At 76.2% G+C, this 13,680-nt stretch carries 11 protein-coding genes; 8 read left to right on the top strand and 3 right to left on the bottom strand.

Features of this window, described 5'->3' with window-relative positions; translation table 11 throughout:
• Positions 1-4 precede the first annotated feature (4 nt).
• The 5 genes from HCC30_RS24595 (at position 5) to HCC30_RS24615 (ending at position 4,730) form a co-directional block, all read left to right on the top strand.
• Complete coding sequence (locus HCC30_RS24595) at positions 5-622, top strand: TetR/AcrR family transcriptional regulator (RefSeq protein ID WP_169444960.1); 618 nt, start codon at positions 5-7, stop codon at positions 620-622.
• A 76-nt stretch (positions 623-698) separates the two neighbouring features.
• Positions 699-1,850 (top strand): Gfo/Idh/MocA family oxidoreductase, encoded by a 1,152-nt coding sequence (locus HCC30_RS24600; RefSeq protein ID WP_169444961.1) that lies wholly within the window; start codon positions 699-701, stop codon positions 1,848-1,850.
• A complete protein-coding gene (locus HCC30_RS24605; protein WP_346776789.1) occupies positions 1,847-3,016 on the top strand; it encodes a dihydrodipicolinate synthase family protein in 1,170 nt (389 codons plus the stop codon). Before HCC30_RS24600 ends, HCC30_RS24605 begins: the two co-directional genes overlap by 4 nt.
• A complete protein-coding gene (locus tag HCC30_RS24610) occupies positions 3,013-3,846 on the top strand; it encodes a sugar phosphate isomerase/epimerase family protein (protein WP_169444962.1) in 834 nt (277 codons plus the stop codon). The genes HCC30_RS24605 and HCC30_RS24610 overlap by 4 nt, the downstream gene beginning before the upstream one ends.
• A 98-nt stretch (positions 3,847-3,944) precedes the next feature.
• Positions 3,945-4,730 carry a DUF899 domain-containing protein gene (locus tag HCC30_RS24615; RefSeq protein ID WP_169444963.1) on the top strand — a complete coding sequence of 262 codons (786 nt, stop codon included), beginning with the start codon at positions 3,945-3,947 and terminating at the stop codon, positions 4,728-4,730.
• 17 nt (positions 4,731-4,747) lie between these two features.
• Here HCC30_RS24615 and HCC30_RS24620 read toward each other — a convergent pair whose 3' ends face one another.
• Entirely contained in the window at positions 4,748-6,103 is a 1,356-nt protein-coding gene (locus HCC30_RS24620) for a histidine kinase (protein ID WP_169444964.1), read from the bottom strand.
• A 112-nt stretch (positions 6,104-6,215) separates the two neighbouring features.
• On the opposite strand from HCC30_RS24620, the gene pip reads away from it, so the two are divergent.
• Positions 6,216-7,172 carry a prolyl aminopeptidase gene (gene pip / locus HCC30_RS24625; protein WP_169444965.1) on the top strand — a complete coding sequence of 319 codons (957 nt, stop codon included), beginning with the start codon at positions 6,216-6,218 and terminating at the stop codon, positions 7,170-7,172.
• 22 nt (positions 7,173-7,194) lie between these two features.
• Here pip and HCC30_RS24630 read toward each other — a convergent pair whose 3' ends face one another.
• Both HCC30_RS24630 and HCC30_RS24635 read right to left on the bottom strand, forming a co-directional pair.
• Positions 7,195-8,562: an MFS transporter gene (locus HCC30_RS24630; protein ID WP_169444966.1), complete on the bottom strand. Its 1,368-nt coding sequence runs from the start codon at positions 8,560-8,562 to the stop codon at positions 7,195-7,197.
• 44 nt (positions 8,563-8,606) lie between these two features.
• On the bottom strand, positions 8,607-9,782 hold the full coding sequence (locus HCC30_RS24635) for a 4-hydroxybenzoate 3-monooxygenase (protein WP_169444967.1): 1,176 nt from the start codon (positions 9,780-9,782) through the stop codon (positions 8,607-8,609).
• A 169-nt stretch (positions 9,783-9,951) separates the two neighbouring features.
• On the opposite strand from HCC30_RS24635, the gene HCC30_RS24640 reads away from it, so the two are divergent.
• A complete protein-coding gene (locus HCC30_RS24640; protein ID WP_169444968.1) occupies positions 9,952-11,673 on the top strand; it encodes an IclR family transcriptional regulator C-terminal domain-containing protein in 1,722 nt (573 codons plus the stop codon).
• Between the two features lie 102 nt (positions 11,674-11,775).
• Positions 11,776-13,587, top strand: coding sequence for an EAL domain-containing protein (locus tag HCC30_RS24645; RefSeq protein ID WP_169444969.1), 1,812 nt, complete (start codon positions 11,776-11,778; stop codon positions 13,585-13,587).
• Positions 13,588-13,680 lie beyond the last annotated feature (93 nt).

Below are 13,680 nucleotides of genomic sequence, written 5' to 3' on the forward strand. Positions count from 1 at the left end.
GCCGATGAGCAGGCGTGTGGACCACGACGAGCGGCGCGGGGAGATCGCCGCGGCCCTCGTCCGGGTGGCGGGGCGGCGCGGGCTGCACGCCGTGCGGATGCGGGACACGGCCGAGGAGGCCGGGGTGTCGGTGCGGCTGGTGCAGTACTACTTCGACACCAAGGAGAAGCTGCTGCACCACGGACTCCAGTACCTCGCCGACGAGTTCGGCCGCCGCGTCGCCGCCCGGCTCGCCGAGGCCGGGGAGGACCCGGGCCCGCGCGAGAAGATCGACGCGCTGCTCATGGTCTCGCTGCCGGCCGACGAGGAGAGCCGCACCTTCCACCTCGTCTGGACCTCGTACGCGGTGCTCGCCGTGACGGACGAGGCGCTGGCCGCGCAGCCCTTCCTCAGCAGGCCGGACGCCGCCGAGGACCTGGTCGCCGGGCTGCTGGAGGAGGCGGCCGGGCAGGGCCTCACCGAGCCGGGGCTCGACGCGCGGACCGAGGCCGTCGCCCTGCTGGCCCTGTCGGCCGGGCTCGGCACCGCCGTCCTCAGCGGCCAGCGGGACCCCGGCTCCGCCGCGGCCGTCCTCCGCCACCAGCTCGGCCGGCTCTTCCGGGACGGGGAGCGAACGGGCTGACGCGGACGGGGCACAGCTCTCCTCGGCGGGTACGTATCGGGTCGTATCCGGTGGACGGACGAGGAGGACGGGTCACGTGACACGCAGGACGGTGCGGATCGCCATGAACGGCGTCACCGGACGGATGGGCCACCGCCAGCACCTGGTCAGATCGGTCCTGGCACTCCGCGAACAGGGCGGGCTCGACCTGGGGGACGGCGAGGTGCTGTGGCCCGAACCCGTGCTGGTCGGCCGGCGCGGCCACGCGCTGGCGGAACTGGCCGGACGGTACGGGCTGGACGAGTGGTCCACCGACCTGGACGCCGTGCTCGCCGACCCGTCCGTCGAGGTCTACTTCGACGCACAGGTGACAGTGGCCCGCGAGGAGGCGCTGCGCCGGGCGATCGCGGCGGGCAAGCACGTCTACGCGGAGAAGCCGGCCGCTTCGGACCTGGCGGGCGCGCTGGAGCTGGCCAGGAGCGCGCGGGCCGCCGGCGTCCGGCACGGCGTGGTGCAGGACAAGCTGTTCCTGCCGGGGCTGCGGAAGCTGAAGCGGCTGGTGGACGGCGGCTTCTTCGGCCACGTGCTGTCCGTGCGCGGCGAGTTCGGCTACTGGGTCTTCGAGGGCGACTGGCAGGAGGCGCAGCGCCCGTCCTGGAACTACCGCGCGGAGGACGGCGGCGGCATCGTCGCCGACATGTTCCCGCACTGGGAGTACGTGCTGCACGAGCTGTTCGGCCCGGTCCGCTCGGTGCAGGCGCTCGCCACGACGCACATCCCGCGCCGCCGGGACGAGCGGGGCGAGCCGTACGCGGCGACCGCGGACGACGCGGCGTACAGCGTCCTCGAACTGGACGGCGGGATCGTCGCGCAGATCAACTCCTCGTGGGCGGTGCGCGTCGCCCGGGACGAGCTGCTGGAGTTCCAGGTGGACGGCACGGAGGGTTCGGCCGTCGCCGGGCTGCGCGGGTGCCGCGTGCAGCACCGGTCGGTGACGCCGAAGCCCGTGTGGAACCCGGACCTTCCGGCGGGCGATTCCTTCCGGGAGCAGTGGCAGGAGGTGCCGGACAACGGGGAGTTCGACAACGCGTTCAAGGCCCAGTGGGAGCACTTCCTCCGGCACGTGGCGCGGGGCACCCCCTTCCCCTGGGACCTCGTGGCCGGGGCGCGCGGAGTGCAGCTGGCCGAACTGGCGCTGGCCTCCTCGGCCGGGGGCCGCCGGATGGCCGTCCCGGAGCTGTCCCTGTGAGCGCGGGCATCCGGCTCCCGGACGGGAACGGGGAGCTGCGTACGTACGTCCCGCGCACCGAACCCGCCGTCGGCCCGACCGAGGTGGCCCAACCGCCCCGTGCGCGCGCCGTGTTCGCCGCCGCGCACGTGGTCGCCGACCCGTACGCGGAGACCTCGCCGGACGGGCCGGCGCGGCTGGACTGGGAGGCCACGCTCGCGTTCCGGCGGCACCTGTGGGCGCACGGGCTGGGCGTCGCCGAGGCGATGGACACCGCGCAGCGCGGCATGGGCCTGGACTGGGCGGGCGCGGCCGGGCTGATCCGGCGTTCGGCGGCCGAGGCGCGGGCCGTCGGCGGCGCCCTCGTCTGCGGGGCCGGTACGGATCAACTCCCGCCCGGCACCGCGGACCTGGCGGCGGTGCGGGCCGCGTACGAGGAGCAGCTGGAGGTGGTCGAGGCGGCCGGTGCGCGGGCGGTGCTGATGGCGTCCCGCGCGCTGGCGGCCGCGGCGCGCGGCCCGGAGGACTACGCCGGGGTGTACGGGCACCTGCTGCGGCAGGCGGCGGAGCCTGTGGTGCTGCACTGGCTGGGGCCGATGTTCGACCCGGCGCTGACGGGCTACTGGGGCAGCCCGGACCTGGACGAGGCCACCGCCGCCTTCCTCCGCGTCGTCGCCACGCACCCGGAGAAGGTCGACGGGGTGAAGGTGTCCCTGCTCGACCCCGGGCGCGAGCGGGCGCTGCGGCGCGCGCTGCCGGCGGGGGTGCGCTGCTACACCGGCGACGACTTCCACTACCCGGAGCTCGTCGAGGGCAACGCGGAGGGCTTCAGCGACGCGCTGCTCGGCGTCTTCGACCCGCTCGCGCCGCTCGCCGCCCGCGCGGTACGCCACCTGGACACCGGCGGGACGGCGGCATTCCGCGCGGTGCTCGACCCGACGGTTCCCCTGGCCCGGCACCTGTTCGCGGCGCCGACCCGCTACTACAAGACGGGCGTGGTGCTGCTCGCCTGGCTGGCCGGGTTCCAGGAGCACTTCGTGATGGCGGGCGGCCTCCAGTCGGCCCGTTCGCTCCCCCATCTGGCCCGCGCCTACGAACTGGCCGACGGGATCGGCCTGTTCCCCGACCCGGGCCTCGCCCGGCACCGCATGCGGCAGCTGCTCGACCTCCACGGAGTCCGGCCATGACGGGTGACTACGCACGTCTCTCCATCAACCAGCAGACCGTCAAGCAGCTCCCGCTGCCCGAGCTCACGGAGCACCTCGCCCGGCTCGGCGTCCCCGGCGTCGGACTGTGGCGCGGGCCGGTGCGGGAGTACGGCCCGGAGCGCGCGGCGCGGCTGGTGCGGGACGCGGGGCTGACCGTCACCTCGCTGTGCCGGGGCGGCTTCCTCACCGACCCCGGCGCGCAGGCGCGCGAGCGGGCGCTCGCGGACAACCGGCGGGCGCTGGACGAGGCCGCCGCGCTCGGCACCGGCGTCCTCGTCCTCGTCGCGGGCGGTCTGCCGCCGGGCAGCCGGGACCTGCCGGGCGCCAGGGAACGGATCGCGGACGCGCTGGGCGAACTGGCCCCGTACGCGCGGGAGCGGGGCGTCACGCTCGCCGTCGAGCCGCTGCACCCGATGTACGCGGCGGACCGCTGCGCCGTCTCCACCCTCGGGCAGGCGCTCGACCTGGCGGAGCGCTTCCCCGCCGCCGAGGTCGGCGTCGCGGTGGACACCTACCACCTGTGGTGGGACGACGGGCTGGCCCGGCAGATCGCGCGGGCCGGACGCGGCGGACGGATCGCGCTGTTCCAGGTCGCCGACTGGGTCACGCCGCTGCCCGAGGGCGTGCTGACCGGGCGCGGGCAGCTCGGGGACGGGGTGATCGACCTGCGCGGGCTGCGCGCCCAGGCCGACGCGGCGGGCTACGCGGGCCCCGTCGAGGTGGAGATCTTCAACGAGGGCCTGTGGGCCCGCGACGGCGCGCGCGTCCTGGCCGAGACCGCCGAACGGTACGTGCGGCACGTGCGGTGAGGCAGCGACGCCGATGATTCCCGGCGGGTCCGGCGGTCGTTCCCCGTGCACCCCGTGACGCCTCGCGTGACGGCCGACGGAGAACGGAGAGCGGAGAGATGGCACTTCCCGAGGGAGTACGGCGCCCCGACGTGGTCGGCAGGGAGGAGTGGCTCCGGGCCCGCAAGGAGCTGCTGGCCGAGGAGAAGCGGCTGCGCCGCGCGCAGGACGCGCTGAACGCCAGGCGCCGCAGACTGCCGATGGTCCGGATCGAGAAGGAGTACCTCTTCGAGGGCCCCGGCGGCACGGTCGGCCTGCGGGACCTGTTCGGCGACCGCAGCCAGCTGTACGTGCACCACTTCATGTGGCGGGACGAGGAGGACCGGGGCTGCCCCAGCTGCACCGCGGCGGCCGAACTGCACTTCACCCCCGCGTTCCTGGCGCATCTTCAGGAGCGGGACGTCACCTTCGTCTGTGTGTCGCGGGCGCCGCTGGCCTCGATCGAGAGCTACCGCGGCGAGCGGGGCTGGACCTTCCCCTGGTACTCCTCGGCGGGCGGCGACTTCCCGTACGACTTCCACGTCTCGCTGGACGAGCGCGTCGCCCCCGTCGAGTACAACTACCGCACCAAGGAGGAGCTGTCGGCCTCGGGCTTCCCGGAGGAGGCGATGCGCGGCGACCTGCCGGGCAACAGCGTGTTCCTGCGGGACGGGGACGAGGTCTTCCACACCTACTCGGCCTACGCGCGGGGCCTCGACCAGCTCTTCGCCCCGTACCACTTCCTCGACCTGACCCCGTACGGCCGCCAGGAGGCGTGGGAGGACTCCCCCGCGGGCTGGCCGCAGCGCCCGACGTACGCGCCGGGCCGGCTGACCCCGCGCCCGGGCGGAGGGGAGTGCTGCTGACGCCGGTTCGGCCCGGCTCAGTTCTCGGCCGGCACCGGGAGGGTGGCCAGGACCTGGAAGCCGCCGCCGGGGCGCGGGCCGGTGTCGATCGCGCCCCCGGACAGCCGGACCCGCTCGCCCAGCCCGATCAGCCCGTGCCCGCCGCTGGGCAGCAGGTCCGCTCCCCCGGCGTCCGGACCGTGGCCCTCGGCGGGCCCGTTGGTGACCTCGACGCGCAGCTCCCGCCGCCCGTAGCCGAGCCGGACCTCGGTCTCCGCGCCGGGCGCGTGCTTGTGCACATTGGTCAGCGCCTCCTGCACCACCCGGTACGCGGCGCGCTCCACCGGGTCGGGCAGCGTGCGCCGCTCGCCCTCGGCCCGCAGGGTGACGGGCAGTCCGGCGGCGCGCGAGGCGGCCACCAGTCCGCCGGCCTGCTCCAGCGTGGGCCGCGCCCGCTGCTCCTCGGCGGACGGGGCGTCGCCGGTCCCTTCGGCGGACCCGGTGCCGCGTGCCGGTTCCTCGCCGTCGCGCCGCAGCACACCGAGCATCTCCCGCAGTTCGTGCAGCGCCTGCCGGCCCGCCGTGCGGATGGTGGCGGCCGCCTGCCTGCTGGTCTCCGGGTCGTGGGCGACGGCCTCCAGCGCGTTGGCGTGCACGACGATCAGGCTCACCTGGTGCGAGACCACGTCGTGCATCTCCCCCGCGATACGGGCCCGTTCCTCGACGCGGGCGGCCTCCGCAATCAGCCGCTGCTCCCGCTCGGCGCGCTCGGCCCGCTCCAGCAGCGCGGCGTGCACCGCGCGGCGCTCCCGCACGTACAGGCCGATGAGCAGCGGGACCAGGAGTTGCACGGCGAAGCGGAACAGCCAGCCGGCCAACTCGCCCAGGGTGAGCGCCGGGAGGCTGTCCCACGGGGCGAAGGCGAGCAGGCCGACGCCCGCCAGCGCCCAGGTGAGGGCCTGGCTCCTGGTGTGCCGGTAGGCGCCGGCCGCGTAGAAGGCGAAGAGCCCGGCGAAGGGGGACGCCTGGGTGACGGCGCCCGCGAGCGAGACGAGCGCGACGGCCACGGGGAAGCGGCGGCGCGCGAGGAGCGGCAAGGCGCCCAGCGCGGCGAGGAGATGGTTGCCCCACGGTTCGGGCGCGGGCCCGAGGTAGGGGTTCTTGGTGCTGGCGTACACCGAGAGCAGGAGCACGAGGGCGGTGGTCCAGCAGTCGGCGGCGACCGGCCTCCGCACCGCCCGCCACAGGCTCCGGGACCGCTCCCGGAGGCCGTCCTTCCGCGAGGGGGCCGGGCCGGGGTCCGGGGGCGTGGGGTGTCCGGCGTCCGCGGGGCCGGTTCCCGTCTGTGCGCCGGGTCCTGGCTTCGTCCGGCCCGCGCGGCTGCTGTCGTTCATCGTCCACCGAGGGTAGACACCCCGCGTACGGGCTCTCCGCGCACCCTGCCGCCCGGCTCCCGGCGTCTGCTTGACTGGCCCGCGCCCCCTAGCCGTCCCGGGAGGTCCGCGCATGGGCACGCTCTATCCGCCGGTCGAGCCGTACGAGACGGGGATGCTCGACGTCGGCGACGGGAATTTCGTGTACTGGGAGGTCTGCGGCAACCCGGCGGGCAAGCCCGCGCTGGTCGTGCACGGCGGCCCCGGCTCGGGGTGCGGTCCGGGCGCCCGGCGCTGCTTCGACCCCGAGCGGTACCGGGTGGTCCTCTTCGACCAGCGCGGCTGCGGCCGCAGCACCCCGCACGCCGCCGACCCGGCCACGGACCTGCGGCACAACACCACGCGTCATCTGGTCGCCGACATGGAGCGGCTGCGGGAGCACCTGGGCATCGGGCGGTGGCTGCTGTACGGCGGCTCGTGGGGGTCGACGCTGATCCTGGCGTACGCGGAGGCCCACCCGGAGCGGGTCACGCAGATCGTCGTCCCCGCCGTCACCACCACCCGCCGCTCGGAGATCGACTGGCTCTACCGGGGCGTGGGCCGGTTCTTCCCCGAGCAGTGGGAACGCTTCCTCGCGGGCGCCGGCACACCCCCGGACGGCGACGTCGTCGCGGCCTACGCGGCGCTGACCAACCATCCCGAGGCCGCCGTCCGGGAGCGGGCCACCGCCGACTGGTGCGCCTGGGAGGACGCGGTCCTCTCCGGCGAGACGGGCAACGCCTCCCGCCCGTACGGCGACCGGCCGCCCGCGGCGCGGACGGCGCTGGTGCGGATCGCCGCGCACTACTTCGCGCACGGCGCCTGGCTGGAGGAGGGCGCGCTGCTCCGCGACGCCGGACGGCTGGCGGGCATCCCGGGCGTGCTGATCCACGGCCGTCTCGACCTGGGCGGCCCGCTGCGCACGGCCTGGGAGCTGGCCCGCGCCTGGCCGGACGCGGAGCTGACCGTTGTCGAGGACGCGGGCCATCTCGGCACCGACGCCACCGCCGCCCACGTCCTGGCCGCCCTGGACCGCTTCGCCGCGCACTGAGGCGGCCCGGACGCGCCCCCGTTCAGGCCGGGTTGTCCGCCGGTGCCGGTTCGCGGGCTGCGGGTGCGCGGCCGAGGCGGCGGACGGCGGGGACGAGGGCGATGGCCAGCGCGCCGACGGCGCCCGCGAGCGCGAAGGTGAGGAAGCCCCACCCGGCGCTGCCGCCCGCGAGGACGACCCCGCCGAGCCACGGGCCGACGATGGCGCCGCTGCGGCCCACCCCGGTGATCCAGCCGAGCCCGGCGGCCCGCTCGCTCGGCCCGTAGGTGGCGTCGCTCGCCGCGTAGACCATCGTCAGCGCGCTGAACAGCCAGATGCCGGTGAGGAAGACGACGACGTACGCGACGGCCAGCGGCAGCGGGAAGGTGAGCAGCAGGGTGCCCGCGGCGGTGAGCACGAACCAGATCGCGGCGACCCGTACCGCGCCGAACCGGTCGGCGGTGCGTCCGGCGATCAGCATGCCGACGATGCCGCCCGCGTTGATCACCATCAGGAAGGCGACGGAGGAGGTCGTGCCGTAGCCGGAGGCGCGCATCAGCTGCGGGAGCCAGGTGCTGACGCTGTAGACCAGCAGCAGCCCGCAGAAGGCCGCGGCCCAGAACAGCGGTGTCGCCCAGCGCAGTTCGCCGCGGAACAGCGCGGCGACGGCGGCGAGCCGGCCCTTTGCCCCGCCTTCGGGCGCCTCGGCGGCGGCGGGGCGTGCCATGCCGTACCGGTCGGCGAGCGCGTCGGCCTCGGCGCGGCGGCCCTGTGCGAGGAGCACGCCCGGCGACTCGGGAAGGTACCTGAGCAGCAGCGGCACGGCGACGACGGCGGGCAGGGCGCCGGCCCAGAACACCCAGCGCCAGCCGTGCTGCGGGTCGAGCGGGCCGAGGGCGAGCCCAAGGCCGGTGGCGGCCATGCCGCCCGCGTGGTACGAGGTCATCAGCAGGCCCATGGCCAGCGCGGCCCGCCGCGGCGGCGCGAACTCGGCGACCATCGCGAGGCAGGTGGGCATCAGCCCTCCGAGGCCGAGCCCGGCCAGGAACCGTCCGCCGCCGAAGACTTCGGCGGTGGGCGCGAGCGCGCAGAGCGCGGAGCCGGCGGAGAAGAGGACGATGCTCCACACCAGGACGGGCCTGCGGCCCAGCCAGTCGGTGACGTTGCCCGCGGCGAGGGCGCCGACGAGCATGCCCGCCGTGGTCCAGCTGCCGATGCTGCCCGCCGCGCTCTCGGTGAGGCCGAGGCCCGGGTCGTCGAGCAGGTGCGGCATGACGGCGCCGTAGATGTTGACGTCCATCCCGTCGAAGAAGACGGCGAGCCAGCACAGGGCGAGGACGGGGGCGACGGACCTGAAGTCGTGGCCCCGCGCCGGCGGCGCGGCCGAAGGACCGTTCGGGGACGGGGACATGGCGGCTCTCGTTTCTGCCGGGGACGGGACGGGGTGGAGCTCGGTCAGGGCAGGGGCAGCCCGGTGTACTGCTCGGCGAGTTCGGCGCGCGCGGTGCGGGAGGTGACGACCCGGTCGAGCCGGGCCCGCCGGAGCCGCCGCTCGAAGGGGTCGGCGCCGGGGTCGGTGTGCAGCATCGTCGTCATGCCGTAGCTGAAGCGTTCGGCCTGCCAGACGCGGCGGAGGCAGTCGGCCGAGTAGCGCTCCAGGCGGGCGGCGGAGCCGGTGCGCCGCTCGTGGGCCAGGGCCCGGGCGAGGGTGACGACGTCGCCCACGGCGAGGTTGAGGCCCTTGGCGCCGGTGGGCGGGACGATGTGCGCCGCGTCCCCGGCGAGGAACAGGTTCCCGTGCCGCATCGGCTCGTGCACGTAACTGCGCATCGGGGTCACGGACTTGGCGGTGACGGGCCCGCGGCGGAGGGTCCAGCCGTCGTGGGTGGCGAGGCGGCGGTCGAGCTCCTCCCAGATCTCCTGCTCGCTCCAGTCCGCGGCGTCGGTGCCGTCGGGCACCTGGAGGTAGAGCCGGGAGACCTCGGGCGAGCGCATGCTGAGCAGCGCGAAGCCCCGTTCGTGGGCCGCGTAGACCAGTTCGTCGCTGGAGGGCGGCACGTCGGCCAGGACGCCGAGCCAGCCGTACGGGTAGTCGCGGCCGAAGACGTGGGAGACGTGCGCGGGGACGGCGGTGCGGGAGACGCCGTGGAAGCCGTCGCAGCCGACGACGTAGCGGCACTCCAGGACGTCCTCGCGGCCCTCGTGGGTGAAGCGGACGCGCGGGGCGTCCGACTCGGCGTCCTCGACGGCGAGGGCGGTGGCGCCGAACAGCAGCGGTCCGCCGTCCTCGGCCCGGAGGGCGATGAGGTCCTTCACGACCTCGGTCTGCGCGTACACCATGACGGAGCGGCCGCCGGTGAGGGCGGGGAAGTCGATGCGGTGGCGGGCGCCGTCGACGCGGAGTTCGATGCCGTCGTGGCGGAGCCCCTCGCGGTCCATGCGGCCGGCGGCGCCGCACTCGCGGAGGACGTCGACGGTGCCCTGCTCCAGGATTCCGGCGCGCTGGCGCGCTTCGGCGTAGGCCCGGTCGCGGCTCTCCAGGACGACGGAGTCGATTCCGGCGCGGTGCAGGAGGCGGGCGAGCAGCAGCCCTGCCGGTCCGGCGCCGATGATGCCGACGGTGGTGCGCATCGGGGTCGTCCCCTTCCGTGCGGGCGGGTGCGGCGGCGTTCAACTGCCCGGGCACCCCGCCTTGTTCGCCTGGTGAACTTCTGTTCATAATGTGCTCGCCGGAGTCTCCGTCCACCGGAATTCCGGTGTCAACGGGTGTGCGCGAAGTTCCAACGGCTGGAGGGGCGCGATGCCGGGAGGGGAGACCGGGGCGGCCGTACGTCCGCTGGAGCGCGGGCTGGCCGTGCTGCGGGCGATGGCGGACCCGGGCGGGCAGGGGAAGGAACGCTTCCGTCCGGCCGAACTGGTGCACGCCACCGGCCTGCCGCGCTCGACCGTCGACCGGGTCGTCGCCACCCTCGCCCACCTCGGTTACGTCCACTTCGACGGCGTGACGGCGGCACCGGCACCCCGGCTGATGGAGCTGGGCAACGCCTACCTCGACGCCTCCGGGCTGCCCGGGGCACTCGCCGGACGGGCCGCCCGGCTGGCCGACGAGCTCGACGAGTCGGTGTCGCTGGCCGTGCCGGACGGCGACGGCGTCCGGTTCGTCGCGCAGGCCACCCGCCGCCGCACCATGGCCCTCGCCTTCCGCATGGGCGACCTGCTGCCAGCCGAACGCTGCGCCCCCGGCGCCCTGTTCGCCGCCGCCTGGGACGCCGCCCGGTGGCGGCGCTGGCGCGAGCGGCACGCGGCGGACCCCTGCGACGCGGGCTTCCCCGCCGTCCCGCGCCGCCGCCCCGGGGCCGGCGGCGGTGAACCGGGCGCGGTCGAGGCGGAGTTCGCCCGGCGGGCCGGCGCTGCGGGCGCCGACGGGTGGGCCGTGGACGACCAGCTGATAGAGCCGGGGCTGGTCGCCGTCTGCGTCCCCGTGCACGGGCCGGACGGCTCGCCCGCCTGCGCCCTGAGCGTCGTCAGCCACACCAGCCGGCACGACGCGCCCGGACTGGCCCGCGCGGTGCTGCCCCGGCTGCGGGAGGCGTCGGCGGAGATGACGGCGGCGCTCGGCGGACCGGTCCAAGGCCCCGACGGCGGGGGCGGGTTCGCGGACGCCGCCGGCCTGCCCGGTGCCAAGGCGGAACTCGGGGCCGGGTATCTGCAGTCGCTCGCGCGCGGGCTCGCGGTGCTGCGGGCGCTCGGGCGCGCGCGGGGCGCGGGGCTGCCGCTCACGGCGCTCGCCGAGGCCACGGGCCTCCCCCGCGCCACCACCCGCCGCATGCTGCACGCCCTGGAGACCCTCGGGTACGCGGCCGCCACGGACCCGTCCTCGCACGGGTCCGCGCGGGCGGCCGGGCGGCTCTTCCGGCCGCTGCCCCGGGTGCTGGAGCTGGGCCACGCGCGGCTGTCGGGCCTGTCCTTCGCCGACATCGTCCAGCCCCATCTGCGGCGCCTGGTGGACCGGGTGGACGAGTCCGCTTCCGTCACCGTCCTCGACGAGCCGGAGCGCACCGACATCCGGTACCTGGCCCGCGTCGACTCCAGCCGCGTGCTGGGCGTCAGCATCGCCCCCGGCACCCGCTTCCCCGCGTACGTGACGGCGATGGGCCGGGTCCTGCTCGCGGGGCTCCCGGCGCCGGAGCGGGCTGCCGCGCTGGCGCGGGCCCGCCCCAGGGCGCACACCCCGCACACCGTCACCGCGCCGTCCGAACTGGCCGCGCTGGTCGAGCGGGCGGCCCGCGAGGGCAGCGCCGTGGTGGGCGACGAGCTGGAGGAGGGGCTGCGCTCGGTCGCCGTCCCGCTGCGCGCGGCGGACGGCCGGGTGCTCGCCGCCGTCAACATCGCCCGGCACTCGGGCACCGGGTCGGCCGAGGACACCCGCCGCGAACTCCTCCCGCACCTGCGGGAGACGGCCGCCGCGATGGAGGCCGACCTCCGCGTCGCGGGCCGCCACCAGCCGCTGCGCACCTCCTGACAGGCGGGCCCGCGCACGCCGGCGGGCGCACCCTCCGGAATCCCTCGTGAACTACGGGTGAACCGGCTGACGCCGCCCGTGCGCGGGCGTCATCATGCTCCCGTGCCTTCCTGGACGGACCATCTCCGCTTCGCATTCCAGCCCGTCGTCAACCTCGCGACCGGATCCGTGGCAGCGCTGGAGATCCTCGCCAGACCGGAGACCGGCAACGTCCTCGCCTCGGCCCGCCGCGCCCCCGGCCTCGACGGCGAGATCGCGGCCCTGGGCATCCTGGCCGCCGCCCGCCAGGAGACCCTGCTGCCGCTGCACGTCAACGTCTACGCCGCGACCCTCGCCGAGCTCGGCGACCTGACGGCCCTGCGCAAGGCCGTCCGGGAGGCGGGCCGCCGCCCGTGGGAGGTCACCGTCGACGTCGGGGCGCCGTTCACGCACGTCCCGCGCCGGGCGCTGCTGGCCGGGGTGCGGGCGCTGCGCGAGGACGGCTTCCGGATCAGCGCCGACGGCGTCGGCGACGGCGACCTGCCGCTCACCCTGCTCGCCGACCTCTCCCCCGACATCGTCAAGCTCGACGCCTCCCTCACCGCGTCCCTCCCCACCTCCCCCGGGCCCGGCGCGGACGCACGCGTCCCGCAGGACGACGGGCCGCACCCGCACGGCGGGCAGGACGCATCCGAGGAGCAGTCCGGGAGCCCGGGCCACGAGGCGCGGCGGGCCGCCGTCGCGGCGATGCGGCGGCTGTGCGACGGCGTCGGGGCACTGCTGGCCGTCGAGGCGGTGGAGACGGAGCGGCAGTGCGCCGCCGCCAGGGCGGCCGGGGCCCAGCTGGCGCAGGGCCACCTGTTCGCGCCGCCCGCGCGCCGGCCCACGACGGGTGTGCACTGGCCGACGGGTACCGGTCCCGCCGCGCCGCCGCAGGACCCGGCCGGCCCGCCGGTCTCCCAATTCCTCCAGCCCGCGGCCCTGTTGCCGGTGTCCGTCTCGGCCGAGGAGGTGCGCGCGCTGCTCACCGGCGCGCCCGAGGTCTCGGGCGTGGTGCTGGTCGACGCGGACGGCGCCCCGGTCCGCACCGTCGACCGGGCCCGCTTCCTGCTGTCCCTCTCCGGCCGGTACGGGCACGCCCTGCACGCGGACCGTCCCGCGATGCGTCTCGCCGACCCGCCCCGCACCGTCCGCACCGGCGCGACCGCCTGGGAGGCGCTGGACGTGGTCGCGGCCGACGAGCGGAGCCGCACCGGCGACGACGTCGCCGTGGTGGACGACGAGGGCCGGTGCGTGGGCGTCGTGCACCTCGCCGACATCGTGCGGGCGCTGGCCGAGTCCCGGGTGGAGGAGGCGGCCGGGCTGAACCCGCTGACCCGGCTGCCCGGTTCGGACTCCGTCAACGCGGAGGTGCGGCAACGCATCGCGCAGGGCCGGGCGTTCGCGCTGAGCTGGCTGGACGTCGACGGCTTCAAGCAGGTCAACGACGGCGCCGGGTTCGCCGCCGGGGACGAGCTGATCCGTGCCGTCGGCAAGGCGCTGGCCACCGCGGCCGAGGGCGACGCCGAGTGCCGGGTGGGGCACATCGGCGGTGACGACTTCCTGCTGCTCGCCGGTCCCGAGGGGCCCGCCGCGCTGGCCGCGGCCGCGCTGGACACGCCCTGGTCGGCGGGCGGGATGCCGGTCACCATGTCGCTGGCCACCGTGCACTGCGAGCCCGGCGGCGTCGAGGGGCCCGCGGACGCGGCGGCCTGCCTGGCCCCGCTGAAGAAGGCGGCGAAGGCGCTGTCCGGGTCGAGCTGGGTGCGCGGCAGGCCCGGCGAGAGCGGGTACGAGGTGCTGCGCGGGGAGGAGGGCCCCGACCAGGCACGGGTGCCGGGTCAGGCGGCGGGCGACCGGGACGGTCCGGCTCGCCCGGTGCGCGCACAATCTTGACGGTCCCTCACCTGCGATGAACACTGCCGTCACGCTCGTCACGGAAGCCGGGCGGAACGGGGCGATCGCGGGCACGGCAGACAGCCGGCGCGC

It is taken from the genome of Streptomyces sp. HNM0574, from assembly GCF_012726235.1.
Lineage (GTDB): Bacteria > Actinomycetota > Actinomycetes > Streptomycetales > Streptomycetaceae > Streptomyces.